Origin of the sequence: Acinetobacter sp. ANC 4648 (assembly GCF_002135345.1) — a bacterium.
Lineage (GTDB): Bacteria > Pseudomonadota > Gammaproteobacteria > Pseudomonadales > Moraxellaceae > Acinetobacter.
The window spans coordinates 76053-91111 of sequence record NZ_NEGI01000002.1; the positions used below are offsets into that span (position 1 = coordinate 76053).

Sequence of the window (15059 nt, forward strand, 5' to 3'; positions counted from 1 at the left end):
CCATCAACCCCTCATTTCATCTATGCTTAGGCTTATTTACCAGCTTTAAATGCTGCGAGTACTTTGGCACGTTCAGCATCAGACAATGAAATTAGACCTGCTTTATCTAGTTTAGAACCTTTACCAGATACTTTTTTATTTAAAAAGTATTCAGTGTATTCTTTTAACCCTTTGATTGATTGAATGTGCTCGCCTTTCACATAGAAGTACAATGGACGAGAAACAGGATAAGTTCCATTCAAAATCGTTTTTTCAGACGGTATTACATTGTTCACTGTTGCAACACGTAATTTGTCACGATTTTGGTCATAAAAGCCTAAACCAAATACACCAACGGCGCTTGGAGAGGTTTTTAAACGTGCCAATGTTTCAGTATAGTCACCTGCAATTTCAATGACTTTACCGTCTTTACGGAAGTTAGAGCATGCTTTCTTCTGAGCATCTTTATCTAATTTTTTAAAATAATCATAAGTTTCACAACCCGCTTCAACCATTTTTTCTTGGAAGACTTCACGTGTACCGTGGTTAGAGGCCGGAACAACTAAAGTAATCGGTTCATTTGGTAGTGATTTATCAATTTGATTCCAACGTGTATATGGGTTTGGCACTAATTTACCATTAGATGGTAATTCTGCAGCCAAAGCTGCAAATACATGTTGAGGGCGAAGCTTATACGCAGCTTTACTTGAGTTAGATGCAAATACAATACCATCGTAACCAATTTTAATTTCTTGAATTTTATTTACACCAGCCTTTTTACACGCAGCAATTTCTGTATCTTTAATTTTACGTGATGCATTTGCAATATCAATGGTGTTATCACCAACACCTGAACAGAACTGTTTCAAACCAGCAGATGAACCGCCAGATCCCACAACAGGTGCTTTAAATTGTGGAAAGTTATTACCAAATTCTTCTGCAACAATACTTGCATAAGGTAATACTGTAGAAGAACCAGCAATTTGAATTGTGTCACGAGCTGCATTTGCTGCTGTAGCAACAACTGCTCCTGAAACTGCTAATGCAAGTGCAATGTGATTTAAGCGCATTCTTTTCTCTCTTCATTGATTCAATTTGGAGTACGCCACTTTGTTATGAAGTTTTGTACTTTTTCGATAAGAGCATTTTGATTTTAAAATATGACAAAGAAGTTACAGCTTTATGACGCTTTTATGATATTTAATCCCGAGTGGTTAATTTACAATTATTCGAATATAATTCAATTAATTAAGTACATTTATAAAACATTAATTTTATCTAATCGCATTCTTACAAATGTAAAATTTTATGTTGTTGGCATCAATACAGTCTTATTTTTATTATTTTTTGTGTCGTAATAGCATAAATATCTAAATAATTAACTATGCACATTTATAAATATCAGCAATAAAAAAGAGGTCTGTGTCAGACCTCTTTTTTTAAAACTCAAATCAATCAAGTGCAGTTACATAGCTACCATCAGCAATGGCATCTTTAATACGATCTGCTTCTGCTAACACAAGGTTCAGCAAATTCTTCACGTTATCTAAAGTTGCTACTGGACTCAAGGTGGTCATTTTCAAGGATTGAACTTGACCGACTTTAGTCACTCCAATATTTGCTTCACCACGGGCAAACAATTCATCTGCCACGTTTTGGTTCAATGTATCGAGCAATTCTGTTGGATAACCTTCAGGAATTACACGGAATAATACAGAAGCGAATTGTGGATCAACCAACATTTCTAAACCGTTCGTCGCAGTAATATAATCTGCCACTTCACGGGTTAATTTCACACCATGATCAATCATTGAACCGTAAAGCTCTTCGCCTAATGATTCAACAGTCATCCACAATTTCAATGCATCAAAACGGCGTGTCGTTTGCAGTGACTTAGATACTAAGTTAGGCACACCATGTTCTTCATCATAAGCCGAGTTTAAGTACTCAGCTTCATAATGCATAAAACGATAATTCGCTTCGTCTTTCAACAAGAATGCACCACACGAAATGGTTTGGAAATAATGCTTATGGAAATCGAGAGTCACTGAATCAGACAATTCGATACCATCTAACATGTCACGGTAGTCATTCGAAAGAATGAGTGCACCGCCCCATGCAGCATCAATATGCATCCACGCGCCATACTTATTGGTAATGTCACGAATTGCTTTTAATGGATCAATTGCACCTGCATCGGTTGTACCCGCAGTTGCGACGACACATGCCACGATTTTACCTTCAGCTTGAAGGTGCGCCATGGTTTTTTCCAATGCATCAACGTTCATCTGCGCATTTTCATTCACAGGAACCGTAACAACAGATTGGAAGCCCATGCCCATCATTGCCATATTCTTTTGCACAGAGAAATGTGCATTTTCAGAACAAATGACTTTAACATTACGCATCGCGTCCGCAGGGATGCCATCACGCTGAACAGACCACGGTTTTCCGTTTTCGTCTTTCCAGTTTTTTGCGATACATGCATCACGTGCAAGCAATACACCCATCAAGTTAGATTGCGTACCACCCGAAGTGAACACACCTGCTTGACCAGCACCATAGCCTACTTTTTGACGAAGCCAATCAATCAACTGAACTTCCATCAAAGAACCCGCAGGGCTTTGATCCCATGAGTCCATTGATTGATTCGTTGCATTAATCAAAACTTCAGCAATTTGACTGGTGACCATTGTTGGACAATGCAAATGTGCTAAAGAATGCGGATGATGTACTTTCAAACTTTTATTGAGGAAAAGCTCAACCATACGATCCAGTGACTTTTGTACACCTAAGCCTTCTTTTGAAGGATTAAACGCTATCGCGCTACGGAGCTCTTTAATGCTACCGCCAGTGTACATTTTGTCATTTTGCAACCATGCTGCGACGGCTTTCGTCGCCTCACCCATTGCTGACTCATAGTCAGCAATGGATTGAGCATCATTGCAGAGTAACGCTTTACGATGTTCTGCAAAATCAACCATTATGCGCCTCGTACAGCAACAAGTGCTTCAGCAATGGCTTTCTTAAAGCGAACCATAACCTCTACACATTCGTCATGCGTAATGATCAATGGGCAAAGCAAACGAATCACTGTACCACCACGACCACCTTTTTCTAACAATAATTTGTTGTCAAAACATGCGGTTTGAATTGCAGCAGCCAATTGAGAATCCGCAGGATAAGCACCTAAACGATCTTTCTCTTGACGCTCATCTACAATTTCAACACCGAGCATTAAGCCACGGCCACGCACGTTGCCAATACATGGAAATTCCACTGCTAATTTATTAAATTGAGCTTGTAGGAAATCGCCACGTTCTTGAGCATTTTTCGCCAAATTTTGCTCTTTAATGGTATTGATCGTTGCCAGACCCGTACCCATTGCCAATTGGTTACCACGGAACGTACCGGTGTGACCAGCAGGCTGCCAAGCATCAAACTTACGTTTAATCCCGAGTACAGCAAGTGGCAGGCTACCGCCCACCGCTTTAGACATAACGATAACATCGGGTTCAATGCCAGCATGTTCAAAAGCAAACATTTTGCCTGAACGGGCAAAACCAGCTTGAACTTCATCCAGAATTAAAACGATATTATGACGTTCAGTCACTTCACGAATTTTTTTCAACCATTTAATCGGTGCCGTTACCACACCGCCTTCACCTTGAATCGCTTCAAGAATCACAGCAGCAGGCTTAGTTACGCCACTTTCAACATCTTCAATGAAATCTTCAAAGAAATAGGTCAAAGCATCTACGCCAGCTTCACCACCAATGCCCAGTGGACAACGGTATTCATGTGGATATGGCATAAATTGTACGCCTGGCATTAAACCATTCACTGCATTTTTAGCAGATAGGTTACCAGTCATCGCCAATGCACCATGGGTCATACCATGGTAACCACCAGAGAAACTAATGACCGTACTACGACCAGTGTAGGTTTTTGCCAATTTAATTGCTGCTTCTGTACCATCTGCACCAGATGGACCACAGAACTGTAGACAATACTCAGCCTTACCGCCAGGTAATTGCTCAAGTAGTGCCTCAGTAAATGCATCTTTTAAAGGCGTGGTTAAATCTAAAGTATGTAATGGAAGACCACTCGCTAAAGTGTCTTGAATACTTTGAATCACCGCAGGATGATTATGGCCTAAAGCCAATGTCCCTGCCCCAGCTAAACAATCGAGGTACTCTGTACCTTCAACATCAGTAATCCAACATCCTAAAGCTTTTGCTATTGCCAACGGTAATTTACGTGGGTAGCTACGAACATTAGATTCCATCTGACTTTGGCGAGCCAAATAGTATTCGTTAGTAGAATTAGGGGCAGGATTTACAGAAGAAACGCTCATATCGAATTACCATCTCTGATATGGGTTGAAAGAAATAAGTCGGGTGACTTGCGGTCCTTTGACTCGGTGCTTTATAGAATCTAGTTAGACAAATATCTTGAATAAACTAGGAGCGCGATAATACAGTTTTTTCAAAGAAAATAAATATCTTTTATGTACTTATCGACAATCTGTTTATCGAAAAAAACATTCATCAGACTATTCTTTTGAATTATTATCATACTCTGTGACAATATAAAGAAAAGCTTGTTTATATTAAATTTGCATTATTCGTATTTATATTTACGATACATCGTATTAAAATTCAACCAACAACTTGTTTTTAATCTATTTATTTTAAATATTTTTTTGCAAAAAAATATGTATTCACAACAAACTTACCACAATTTTTGCATTACTCATTCACGCATTATGGTTAGCATAATTTAACTGTTACATTTTTTATTATTTTTATTCAAAGGATAAATACATGCGCTTCTTGGCTCTTTCTTGTTTCATTTTAGGTACCACAGTCAGCACTATGTCTTTTGCCAACTCAACTGAAGCTTTAAACTATAATATTGCTAACATCCAAGCTGAAGCAACGCGTCAAGTATCAAATGATGAAATGTATGCAGTTTTGTATATTGAGCAGAACAATAAACAACCAGCACAACTTTCAACGCAAATTACGCAACTCATGAATCAAGCTATGGTTTTAGGAAAAAAATATCCACAAGTTAAAATCAAAACAGGTTCACAAAGTACTTATCCTGTTTATGATAATGACAACAAAAAACTAAAAGAATGGCGTGGCCGTGCTGAAGTTCAAATTGAAAGTAAAGATTTTAAAGCAGCCAGCCTATTAATTAGCGAATTACAACAAACTTTTCAGACCCAATCCATCAACTTCAGTGTTTCTGATGAGCAACGTAAACAAGTTGAAAATGAGCTGATGCTTGAAGCATCTAAAAACTTTCAACAACGTGCGCAAGTCCTAAGCCAAGCATGGAGCAAGCCTGGCTATAACTTGGTGAGTTTAAACTTAAATACCAGTAACAATTACCCACAACCGATCATGCAACGTTCAAGCATGGCTAAATTTGCAGTTGCAGAAATGTCAGATGCACAGGCCGTGTCTGCGGGTGAATCTAAAATTACTGTGAGTGCCAATGGAACGATTCAATTTAAATAAGCGCTCAAGCCCTATCGTTTAAATACATGAGCCCTTGTAATAAAAGACTACAATAATTGTGGTCTTTTTTCATTTTATCTCTCGTTATTCTGCTAGATTAATCGGCTATTTTTGAACATGCTGTAATTTGATTATTATGTCGCTGTCTGAACTCAATTTATCTCTTTTTAATGATATTAATGCACCTGCAAATGCCAATGAATGGCTGGTTAATTTTGCTATTTTTATCGCCAACGATACTTTATATTTAATGATCTTAGTATTTGCATACTTTTGGCTACGCGGTAGTAATGCGGTCAAACAGCAAATTATGAAAGCATTTATATTTACCAGCGTGGCTATTATTCTCGCAGAAGTGATTTCATACTTCTTCTATCATCCACGCCCTTTTGTGATGCATGTTGGTCGCACTTTAATAGAACATGCACCCAATGCATCCTTTCCCAGCACACATATGCTAATTTTTAGCAGTATCGCCTTTGCATATTGCTTTTCTCCACAACGACAACTCGGTGTAGCTTTAATGTTTCTGGCATGGGCTGTCGCGTGGTCTAGGGTCTATTTAGGTGTTCATTTTCCCATAGATATGATCGGGGCATTTTTTCTTGCTTTTATCATCAATGCATTCGGCTTAGGATTATGGAACAAGTATCAAAATATCATTATGCAATGGATTCTACAGTTACATCAAATGCTATTTAAAGCATGGATTAATAAAGGTTATATCAAATAATACCAGTGACAAATCAATCAAATTTAGAAATAACTGAGTAAACAACTTAACTCAATCATCTATTAAAAAACCGCATACTAAATATGCGGTTTTTTTACGTCTAATCAGTTTTGCTCGTATGACCTATAAACAAAGCATTCAAAAGTTACTTTCAAAAAAATAGTAACCTACTTTTTAAATGGAAAAGCATACTTCACAATACGACTTAACACTTGTCCATACTGTTTAAATAAACTGGCATTATTATAATTCAAACCATATTTTTCACACACAGCCTGAACTTTTGGTGCCATTTTACGGTAACGACGTGCCGGAATATCAGGGAATAAGTGATGTTCAATTTGATGACTAAGATGCCCTGTCAAAATATGAAAAGCATCTGAACCCGTCAAATTTGAAGAACCACGAATTTGACGCATATACCAATGACCACGACTTTCATCCTGTAAAACAGTTTTCGGAAAAACTTCGACATCTTTGGTGAAATGGCCACAAAAAATAATACTGAAAGTCCAGACGTTGCGAATACCATTGGCAACTAAATTCCCAGCCAATACGGGTAATGCCGCAGGGCCAGCAATTAATGGAAAGAAAACATAATCTTTAAAAAATTGCTTTGCAATTTTCTTTTGGGTCGGTTTCCATTCTTGAACAAATTGAGCAAAGGATTTACGTTTATAAATCACTTTACCAATTTCTAAATTCTGAATTGCAACGCCCCACTGAAATAACAAGCAAAATGGAATGCTATATAACGGTTGCAATAAAAACCCAGGCTTCCAACGTTGTTCTGGAAATAAACGTAGTAAGCCATAACCAATATCATCATCCATACCTTTAATATTGGTATAGGTATGATGTTTATAGTTATGCGTTTCACGCCAGTTATCAGCAGTACCGACAATATCCCACTCATAGGTTTGACCATTAAAACGTGAATCATTCATCCAGTCATACTGACCATGCATGACATTATGCCCCAATTCCATATTTTCCATGATCTTTGCAAAACCCAGTAAGCCAGTACCGAGTAGCCATGCTGGTGGAAACCAGCCCGCAAATAAGCAAGCACGTCCTAAAATGCTGCTATAACGAACTGCTGAATAGACACGCTTAATATATTCGGCATCCTTTTCACCAATATCATCGAGGACTTCTTGCTTAATCGCATCAAGCTCACATGCTAATGCATCAAGTTCAGTCTGTGTTAACTCACGATTCTTACTATTTTTAAAATATTGGAATTTCACTGGCATATTCATATCGATGTGCTCGCTTAAAGATCAATGACTAAGTCAGTTTGGGCTGTATTTACACAAATTTTGAGTGGATGGCCAGGCTCAGTATTTTCACTGCCATTTACCAAATTTTTGGTTGCACCCTGTGCTTTGTTACATACGCATTTATTGCAAATTCCCATACGGCAACCATGTTCAGGTTTAATATTTTGTTGTTCTAAACCAACAAGAATCGATTGGCCTTTAGGAATACTGATACTTTTATTCGATTTAGTTAAAGTCACCTGAATAAAACCAACATCATCGGAGATCGTCGGAGTTAAGCTAAATGCTTCACTTTTAAAAATTTGGGCATCTGCAAACAATGTCGATGCCTTAGTAACAAAGCCAGATGGCCCACATGCATAAACAGTATGGCTGGCTAAATTTTGAATTAAATTGACATGCTGCTCATTCAACCGCGAATCTGCCCGCTCTTCTTGAGTATAAAAAATTTGAAATTTGAAATTTGAGTTTTGTTCTGCCAGCTGTTTAAAGTACGGTTTAAATGCAACATCAGTATGTTTTTTTACCCAGTACAGTAATTGAATCGGCTGTTGATTTTTTTTCTTGGTTTTTGTTAATGCTTTGATCAGACTAAACATCGGCGTAATGCCACTGCCTGCTGCAAGTAATACGATGGGTTGCGTATCAGTGGCAAGCATATCGCCATACGGTTGACCAAATTCAAGCACATCACCAATTTTTGCTTGTTCGGTTAGATATTGACTCACAATGCCTTGTTCTACTTTTTTGGCAGTGAGCAGTACATGATTAGCATCTAATGCAGTTAAACTATAAGTCCGTTCATAACGGCGACCTTGATATTCAACAGTCACTGGATGATGCTGCCCTGCTTGCCCCTGATTAAAATAACGATTGGTTTGTAATGTTAAGCAGACTGTATGTGTTGCAGTATGTTCTTTTTGTACCACCTTACCTAAAGCCTGATGTACAGACCACAGTGGATTAACTTTTTGCAACCAAAAATTCGCTGCATTTTGGTCTAAGATATTCTCAGCCAAAGTACTAAACAGCGATTTACGTTTTTCAATCGTCAGCATATTCCACTCAAGATACAGTTGATTTTAATTATTATACATATGTATATATATTTGTATATACGATCGTATTGTATCTAGACATTTCAATTCTGTAATTTCAAAGGCTATAATAGATTCTAATTACTTTTTACTTGATATTTATGAATCAGCCGTCTGCTACACCTTACATCGATTTAGAAAATCAAGAACAGCATCATGAACTTGAAAAAGTGATTGTTCGTACGGTGGGTAGAAAAGCAACAATTACTAAAGATGAACTTTTCCAAGCAGCATTGAATTTAATTGGGCCACAAAAAAGTATTGCATCTTTGAGTCTAAGAGAAGTTGCGCGAGAAGCAGGTATTGCACCCAATAGTTTTTATCGTCATTTTAAAGATATCGATGAACTTGCCATTGAACTGATTGATCGTTCAGGGATTGTATTGCGTCAAATTTTGCATGAAGCACGTGTTAAGGCCTCAAAACAAAACAGTATTATTCGCACATCGGTAGAAGTATTTATTGAGCAACTCGATGCGGATGAAGGTAATTTAAGTCTCTTACTGCGTGAAGGCTACACTGGTTCAAATTCTTATAAAACTGCAGTAGAAAAGCAACTGAACTATTTTCAACAAGAATTAAAAGATGACTTGATTCGTTTAGAACATATTAATCAGAGCAAATTGGCTCATCCCGATTTAGTTGCTAAAGCCATTACCCAATTAGTCTTTAATATGGGTGCTAAAGTAATTGACCTCCCAATCGATGAGCGCAAAGAAGTTGCAGAACAAACTATGGTGATGATTCGCATGTTATTAGAAGGTGCACGTCACTTGGCTGAGTTTCATATTCAATAAAATCAAACATGCGATTACTTATGGGTTAAATCATCATAGATCAGCCATTAATGAAGATCTATCATGTAATCGCTACAAGTATTAGACATTAAGTTCCCAGTAAATAAGTTGTCTACCACCCGATGTTGATTAAAATTAAGTAAAGATACATTACCAGAATAAAAGTCACTCTAGTTTTTGGTCAGTGACATCCATCATCTGCTGCACTGAATGAAATGTGCAATACTAAAATTACTCTGCCATTTTTTTCACATAGAATTAAGATTACAGGTGTAAAAAGAAGTCAAACCTTAGATAAACCATCTAATTTAACGCTGAATTTTACGTAGCTACACACTTTTCATATGCGTTAAAACGCATCGTTTGGGTATCGTTGATATGCAATTATTAAATGACAAACAAAGTCTCATTGCTAGCTATCTGCTCATGTTCATCTTTTTGATTTCACTCATTCCATTACATTTAATGGTGAGCTTCTTTGCTGGTTTTATTGTTTATGAAATTATTAATAGCTTAGGTTCTGTAACCGAGAAATATATTGATGGACAACGTGCCCGATTAACGATTAGTGTCATTATTGGCGTGCTGATCATCACCTGTATCGGACTCGGAATTGCTGGTTTAATTAGTTTTGTCCAACATGATTTACAAGGAGCTGGCTTAGACGAACTAAATGGCGACATCGATGCTACCTTACAAAAATTACAAAATGAAATAGTTCATTTTCTACCTGGATTCATCCCCTATAGCCTAACTGAGCTCAAAGATCAGACCTTAATTTTAATTAAAGATAATTTGTCCATTCTTAAGAATACGGGTACAGACATTGTGCATAATTTTGCCACAATGATTATTGCCGCGATTATTGGTGTTCTGGTTTCACTTCACCAAACTCAAACCGATGTGAAGCAACCTGCATTCAAATTAGCACTCATTCATCGTATTCAAAACTTATCAATTTCATTTAAAAATGTAGTATTTGCCCAAGTTAAAATCTCATTGATTAACACCCTTCTATTTATGATCTTTGCACATATTGCACTACCCATTTTTGGGGTGCATTTACCTTTTGCTAAGACGCTGACGATTTTAACGTTTGTTTTTGGACTAATTCCGATTGTCGGAAATTTAATTTCCAACACCATCATTGTCCTGACGGGCTTAACCATTTCAGTGACCACAGCAGGTATTGCTTTGGTTTATCTCATTTTGATTCATAAATTAGAATACTTTGTGAATGCTAAAATTATTGGGACAAAAATTCATGCTGCCTCATGGGAAGTACTTTTAGCGATGCTTGTTTTTGAATCCATCTTTGGATTAGCTGGCCTCATTGTTGCTCCAATATTTTATGCTTACATAAAATTAGAGCTAAAAGTCGCAAATATGATATAAAATGAGAACTACATCAATAAAATAAAGAGCGATGCAATGGAGAAACACATAGATCCTCGACACCTTATGAATACCATCCAAAAAATACTCAACCGAGATTGGGATCCAATTGAGGTTGCTGAAGTACTCAATGATGAATATGACGCATATTGTGCGCCCATCACTGAAATATTAGATGACACGAAAGCGACTCCACAGCAACTCTCCAATTATCTCGAAGAAGTCGAACGAGAACAAATGAGCTTGAACACATATAGTGAACAAAATAAACGTCGTCGAGCAACCACAACCCAATCTCTTTGGACGTTACATATCTCCGCAGGCTCTTAATCACAGCACATAATAAAAAAGTACCTTACGGTACTTTTTTATTATGACTTACGAAATACTTAAACGATTAAGGTTTAACTACTACCAAAATTTGAATCGCTTCAGGTGTAACAGATAGCCCGTTCAAAAGATCTAAACCTTCTTTCTGGAATTTCTGTAAACGCTCAATTTCATCGGTACGAATACTTGGATTGAATTGTTTTAAGTAAGTTAAACGATCAATTTCATATTGCCATTTACTACTATAGATTTCTTTGGCTTGTTGTTTCAGGTCAGGTAACGCTGCTTTGGCAATATCCAATGCTTGTGCATAACGTTGTTCGACCACATCACGTCGCGCTTTAACGACCTGACGACAACTATTACTGTCTAAGTGATGAATATAAGGCTTGATAATTTCAGGATCAATCTTGGCAGATAAATCTTGACCATTTTCATTCAACAATACACGAATCAATTGGGTAGGTAGACTTGATGGTAAGTTCAATGCTTTCGGCGCAACCACATCCACTTTAAACCATACTTCAAGTAACACAGAACCTTGTTTAAGTGCACTAGTCTTAAGAATGGCGACGTTAGTACTACCAAAAGACTGAGTTCGAATCATTTCCATTACACTTTCAGTAAATGGATGCTCTAAAGTAATGTATTGCGCATCTTCACGAATTTGCGCTTGATCGCGATAGAAAGTAACCGTCATCCCATCTTCATCCAAAGTTAAACCTTGAACTTGCATTTGATCGGTCGGCTTAATAATCACAGTCCCGTTACTTTGCTCATCAAAATCAATATTAGTCGACGCCATAAAGCGCTTCATAAACATTGGCAAAGTAGTATTGTCATCATACTCTTCAAGCGCTTGCACAATTTCTTGTGCCACGATTGGACGACATGAATTGTATTCAAGCAAACGGTCACGTCCAGCTTGTAATTCATTTTCAAGTGCTTGACGCTGCACATTTACAGCTTCAAGTAGATCTTCAAATTTTTGACCTAAATCTGCCAATAAACATTCTTTAAGATCAAGAATAAAGTTTTCTTGTAAGGTCTGTGCTGTTGGAGAAATATTACTAAAAATATTTAAGGCTTCATTGTACCAACGGAACATACGCTCTTGTGCTGTTCCCACCAAGTAAGGCACATGAATTTGAATTCTGTTTTCTTGACCAATACGGTCTAAACGACCAATACGTTGCTCAAGTACATCAGGATTCGCAGGTAAATCAAATAAAATTAAATCAGAAGCAAACTGGAAGTTACGACCTTCTGAACCAATTTCAGAACACAATAAAATTTGTGCACCATAAGAATCTTCTGCAAAATATGCTGCCGCTTGGTCACGCTCAAGCAAGCTCATACCTTCATGGAACATTGCAGTACGAATACCTGCATGGATACGCAATGCATTTTCTAAAGCTTCAACCACTGGGCCACTACGTGCAATCAATAACACTTTTTTGTGTTTAAGCTGTGTACGTAACATCTCCATAATCCACGAGACACGCGGATCTGTTTCCATCCAAGCACCATCCAACTGGGCTTCTTCAGGCCACATTTGCTCACGTAATTTACCATCTTTAGACCAATTTGCTGGTGCTGGTAAAGGCGCTGGTTGACAGTCACGACCTGGAAAGCCTTGAATCGCTTCACGGGTATTACGGAATAAAATACGACCTGTACCATGACGATCTAATAATTCGTGAATCGCACGGAAGCGTTGCTCAGGTTCATCATCAATCTTATGACCCAACAACTTCTCAACAGCATCTAGATGTTCGGCCTCAAGTGGGAAATCAGACATCAACGCTTCTGCAATTTTTGCAGTGTGATGATATTGTTCTTCTTCATTTAAGAAGCGTTCAAGTGAACTAAAACGTTGTGGATCAAGTAAACGTAAACGTGCAAAGTGACTTTCCACACCCAATTGTTCTGGTGTTGCTGTAAGCAGTAAAACGCCATCAGTTTTTTCAGCAAGCTCTTCGACTAGGTCATAACGATCGTTACCACCTTCTTCTTCAGACCACATCAAGTGATGAGCTTCATCTACAACCAATAAATCAAAACCTGCTTCAATCGCTTGTTCACGTAAATCATCATGATCAATCATCAAATCGATGCTGGCAATAATACATTGCTCAGTTAAGAATGGATTCAATTCAGGGTCATGTTCTTTAATCGAAGCAGTACGAGTTAAATCGAACAATGAGAATTGCAAATTGAAACGGCGACGCATTTCAATCATCCACTGATATTGCAGTGAATCTGGTACTAAAATGAGGATACGCTCTGAACGTCCCGTTTTGAGCTGTTGATGAATAATCAAACCAGCTTCAATAGTTTTACCCAAACCGACTTCATCAGCAAGTAATACCCGCGGTGCAAAACGCTTACCCACTTCATGTGCAATATATAACTGGTGTGGAATCAGACCAACACGAGCACCAATCATGCCACGTAAAGGACTATTCTGCATATTGGCTTGCATTTTCATTGCTTCAATACGCAAGTCATACCATTCTTTATAATCAATTTGGCTCGCCAGCAAACGATCTAAAGGTTTCGACAATTGAATAGAAGCACCTATGCGGGTTTCATTCAATGCTTTGCGTTCTTGTGTACCATCTTCTAAGGTACGAATCACGTTATAACGAATTACGCCATGACGATCATCAAATGATTCAACCGTCCAAGTCTGACCTTCTTGATCTTGAACTTCATCATTCACATTAAAGACAATTCGAGATAGAGGTGCGTTGTTACGTGCATAAACACGCGTTTCATCACTTTTAGGGAACAAAATACTGATTGATCGTTCATCGACATCAATCAAGACCCCTAATCCAAGTTCAGTTTCTGTATCTGATAACCAACGTTGACCTATAGCAAATTGTTGCAATTTTTCCACCTTTATCTCAAGTTAGGACTGAAAAACGGATGTTCAAATCAGGAGAATATTTGAACAAAGTTTCACACCTTTACGCAATACTTTTTGACATAAAGCCCACTAAAAAATGGACTTTTGCAATCTTGTTTAAATTAAATTTTGACTTAAAACGGAACAGGACAAATAAATTGTATTTGCTCCTCTGTTTGAGGATGAGAAAAGCTCAGCTGTTCTGCATGTAAACACAAACGATTCATTAACTGTTGTTGTTCCAGTGTTGCATATAAGCTATCCCCCACAATTGGATGCCCTAAGTATTGCATATGTACACGGAGTTGATGTGAACGTCCAGTAATCGGTGTCAGTTCGACCCGAGTCACCGCTTGTCCTTGAATTTCAAAATGCTCCGTTGCTTTCCAATGCGTTAACGCAGGTTTGTTATGCTTTGGATCTGCAATATGTAAGGGGGGACGCGCAGGATCATAAATGACAGGCACATCAATAGTGCCTTCACCTTCTAAATGTCCTGCAACTAAAGCTTGATAAGTCTTTGAGGTTTGTCGTTCTTGAAACTGACGAGAAATACTTTTTTGTCCCCACTTTGTTAAAGCAAAGACCAAAATACCTGAAGTATCACGGTCTAAACGATGAATAAGTAAGGTTTTAGGTTCTATTTTTAATAATCTATTGATGACACAATCTTGTAAATCTTCCGTTTTACCTGGAACGGTAAGTACACCTGCAGGTTTATGGATTACCATAAAATCTTCATCACGATGTATCAGGTTTTCGGTTAGAAAATTACTCAAGGTTCAAATCCGCTGATCGTGCAAACAAGCGAGCAATGATATGAATCTTGGCATAAAATTACAATGAAAATTATCAGTTTTATCACATTTATCTCGACCTTGAAGCCATAACACCTAGCGTCTATGAATAAAATATCAAGCCTGCTATTTTAAGCTTTTAGGTACATCACAACTTAACTTTAAGCTTTGCAGATGCTATAAAGAGGTAAAAATTAATCTCT

At 37.7% G+C, this 15059-nt stretch carries 12 protein-coding genes; 5 read left to right on the forward strand and 7 right to left on the reverse strand.

The genetic code is table 11. The features are described from left to right. Positions 1-32: 32 nt before the first annotated feature. From B9T27_RS03505 to B9T27_RS03515, 3 genes are all read right to left on the reverse strand, one after another. Entirely contained in the window at positions 33-1049 is a 1017-nt protein-coding gene (locus B9T27_RS03505; RefSeq protein ID WP_086205480.1) for a substrate-binding domain-containing protein, read from the reverse strand. Positions 1050-1430: 381 nt separating this feature from the next. Next, the gene (locus B9T27_RS03510) at positions 1431-2963 is read right to left on the reverse strand and encodes a pyridoxal phosphate-dependent decarboxylase family protein (RefSeq protein WP_086205481.1); all 1533 of its coding nucleotides are present in this window, start codon (positions 2961-2963) and stop codon (positions 1431-1433) included. Next, positions 2963-4336, reverse strand: coding sequence for a diaminobutyrate--2-oxoglutarate transaminase (locus B9T27_RS03515; RefSeq protein ID WP_086205482.1), 1374 nt, complete (start codon positions 4334-4336; stop codon positions 2963-2965). The genes B9T27_RS03510 and B9T27_RS03515 overlap by 1 nt, the downstream gene beginning before the upstream one ends. Positions 4337-4805: 469 nt before the next feature. Between B9T27_RS03515 and B9T27_RS03520 the strand changes: the two genes are divergently transcribed. Further along, complete coding sequence (locus B9T27_RS03520) at positions 4806-5510, forward strand: SIMPL domain-containing protein (protein WP_086205483.1); 705 nt, start codon at positions 4806-4808, stop codon at positions 5508-5510. Between the two features lie 136 nt (positions 5511-5646). After that, complete coding sequence (locus tag B9T27_RS03525) at positions 5647-6243, forward strand: phosphatase PAP2 family protein (RefSeq protein ID WP_086205484.1); 597 nt, start codon at positions 5647-5649, stop codon at positions 6241-6243. Between the two features lie 167 nt (positions 6244-6410). Here B9T27_RS03525 and B9T27_RS03530 read toward each other — a convergent pair whose 3' ends face one another. Then, the gene (locus B9T27_RS03530; protein WP_086205485.1) at positions 6411-7505 is read right to left on the reverse strand and encodes a fatty acid desaturase family protein; all 1095 of its coding nucleotides are present in this window, start codon (positions 7503-7505) and stop codon (positions 6411-6413) included. Between the two features lie 14 nt (positions 7506-7519). Further along, positions 7520-8584, reverse strand: coding sequence for a flavin reductase family protein (locus B9T27_RS03535; RefSeq protein WP_086205486.1), 1065 nt, complete (start codon positions 8582-8584; stop codon positions 7520-7522). Between the two features lie 140 nt (positions 8585-8724). Between B9T27_RS03535 and fabR the strand changes: the two genes are divergently transcribed. The 3 genes from fabR (at position 8725) to B9T27_RS03550 (ending at position 11145) form a co-directional block, all read left to right on the forward strand. Next, positions 8725-9420, forward strand: a complete 696-nt coding sequence (gene fabR / locus B9T27_RS03540; RefSeq protein ID WP_086205487.1) for an HTH-type transcriptional repressor FabR — start codon at positions 8725-8727, stop codon at positions 9418-9420. Between the two features lie 378 nt (positions 9421-9798). Next, the gene (locus tag B9T27_RS03545) at positions 9799-10815 is read left to right on the forward strand and encodes an AI-2E family transporter (protein WP_086205488.1); all 1017 of its coding nucleotides are present in this window, start codon (positions 9799-9801) and stop codon (positions 10813-10815) included. A gap of 36 nt (positions 10816-10851) precedes the next feature. After that, complete coding sequence (locus B9T27_RS03550) at positions 10852-11145, forward strand: hypothetical protein (RefSeq protein ID WP_143222560.1); 294 nt, start codon at positions 10852-10854, stop codon at positions 11143-11145. Between the two features lie 67 nt (positions 11146-11212). Here the strand turns inward: B9T27_RS03550 and rapA are convergent, their stop codons facing one another. Both rapA and B9T27_RS03560 read right to left on the reverse strand, forming a co-directional pair. Next, positions 11213-14050 (reverse strand): RNA polymerase-associated protein RapA, encoded by a 2838-nt coding sequence (gene rapA, locus B9T27_RS03555; RefSeq protein ID WP_086205490.1) that lies wholly within the window; start codon positions 14048-14050, stop codon positions 11213-11215. A gap of 143 nt (positions 14051-14193) precedes the next feature. Continuing rightward, positions 14194-14838 carry an RluA family pseudouridine synthase gene (locus tag B9T27_RS03560; protein WP_086205491.1) on the reverse strand — a complete coding sequence of 215 codons (645 nt, stop codon included), beginning with the start codon at positions 14836-14838 and terminating at the stop codon, positions 14194-14196. Positions 14839-15059 lie beyond the last annotated feature (221 nt).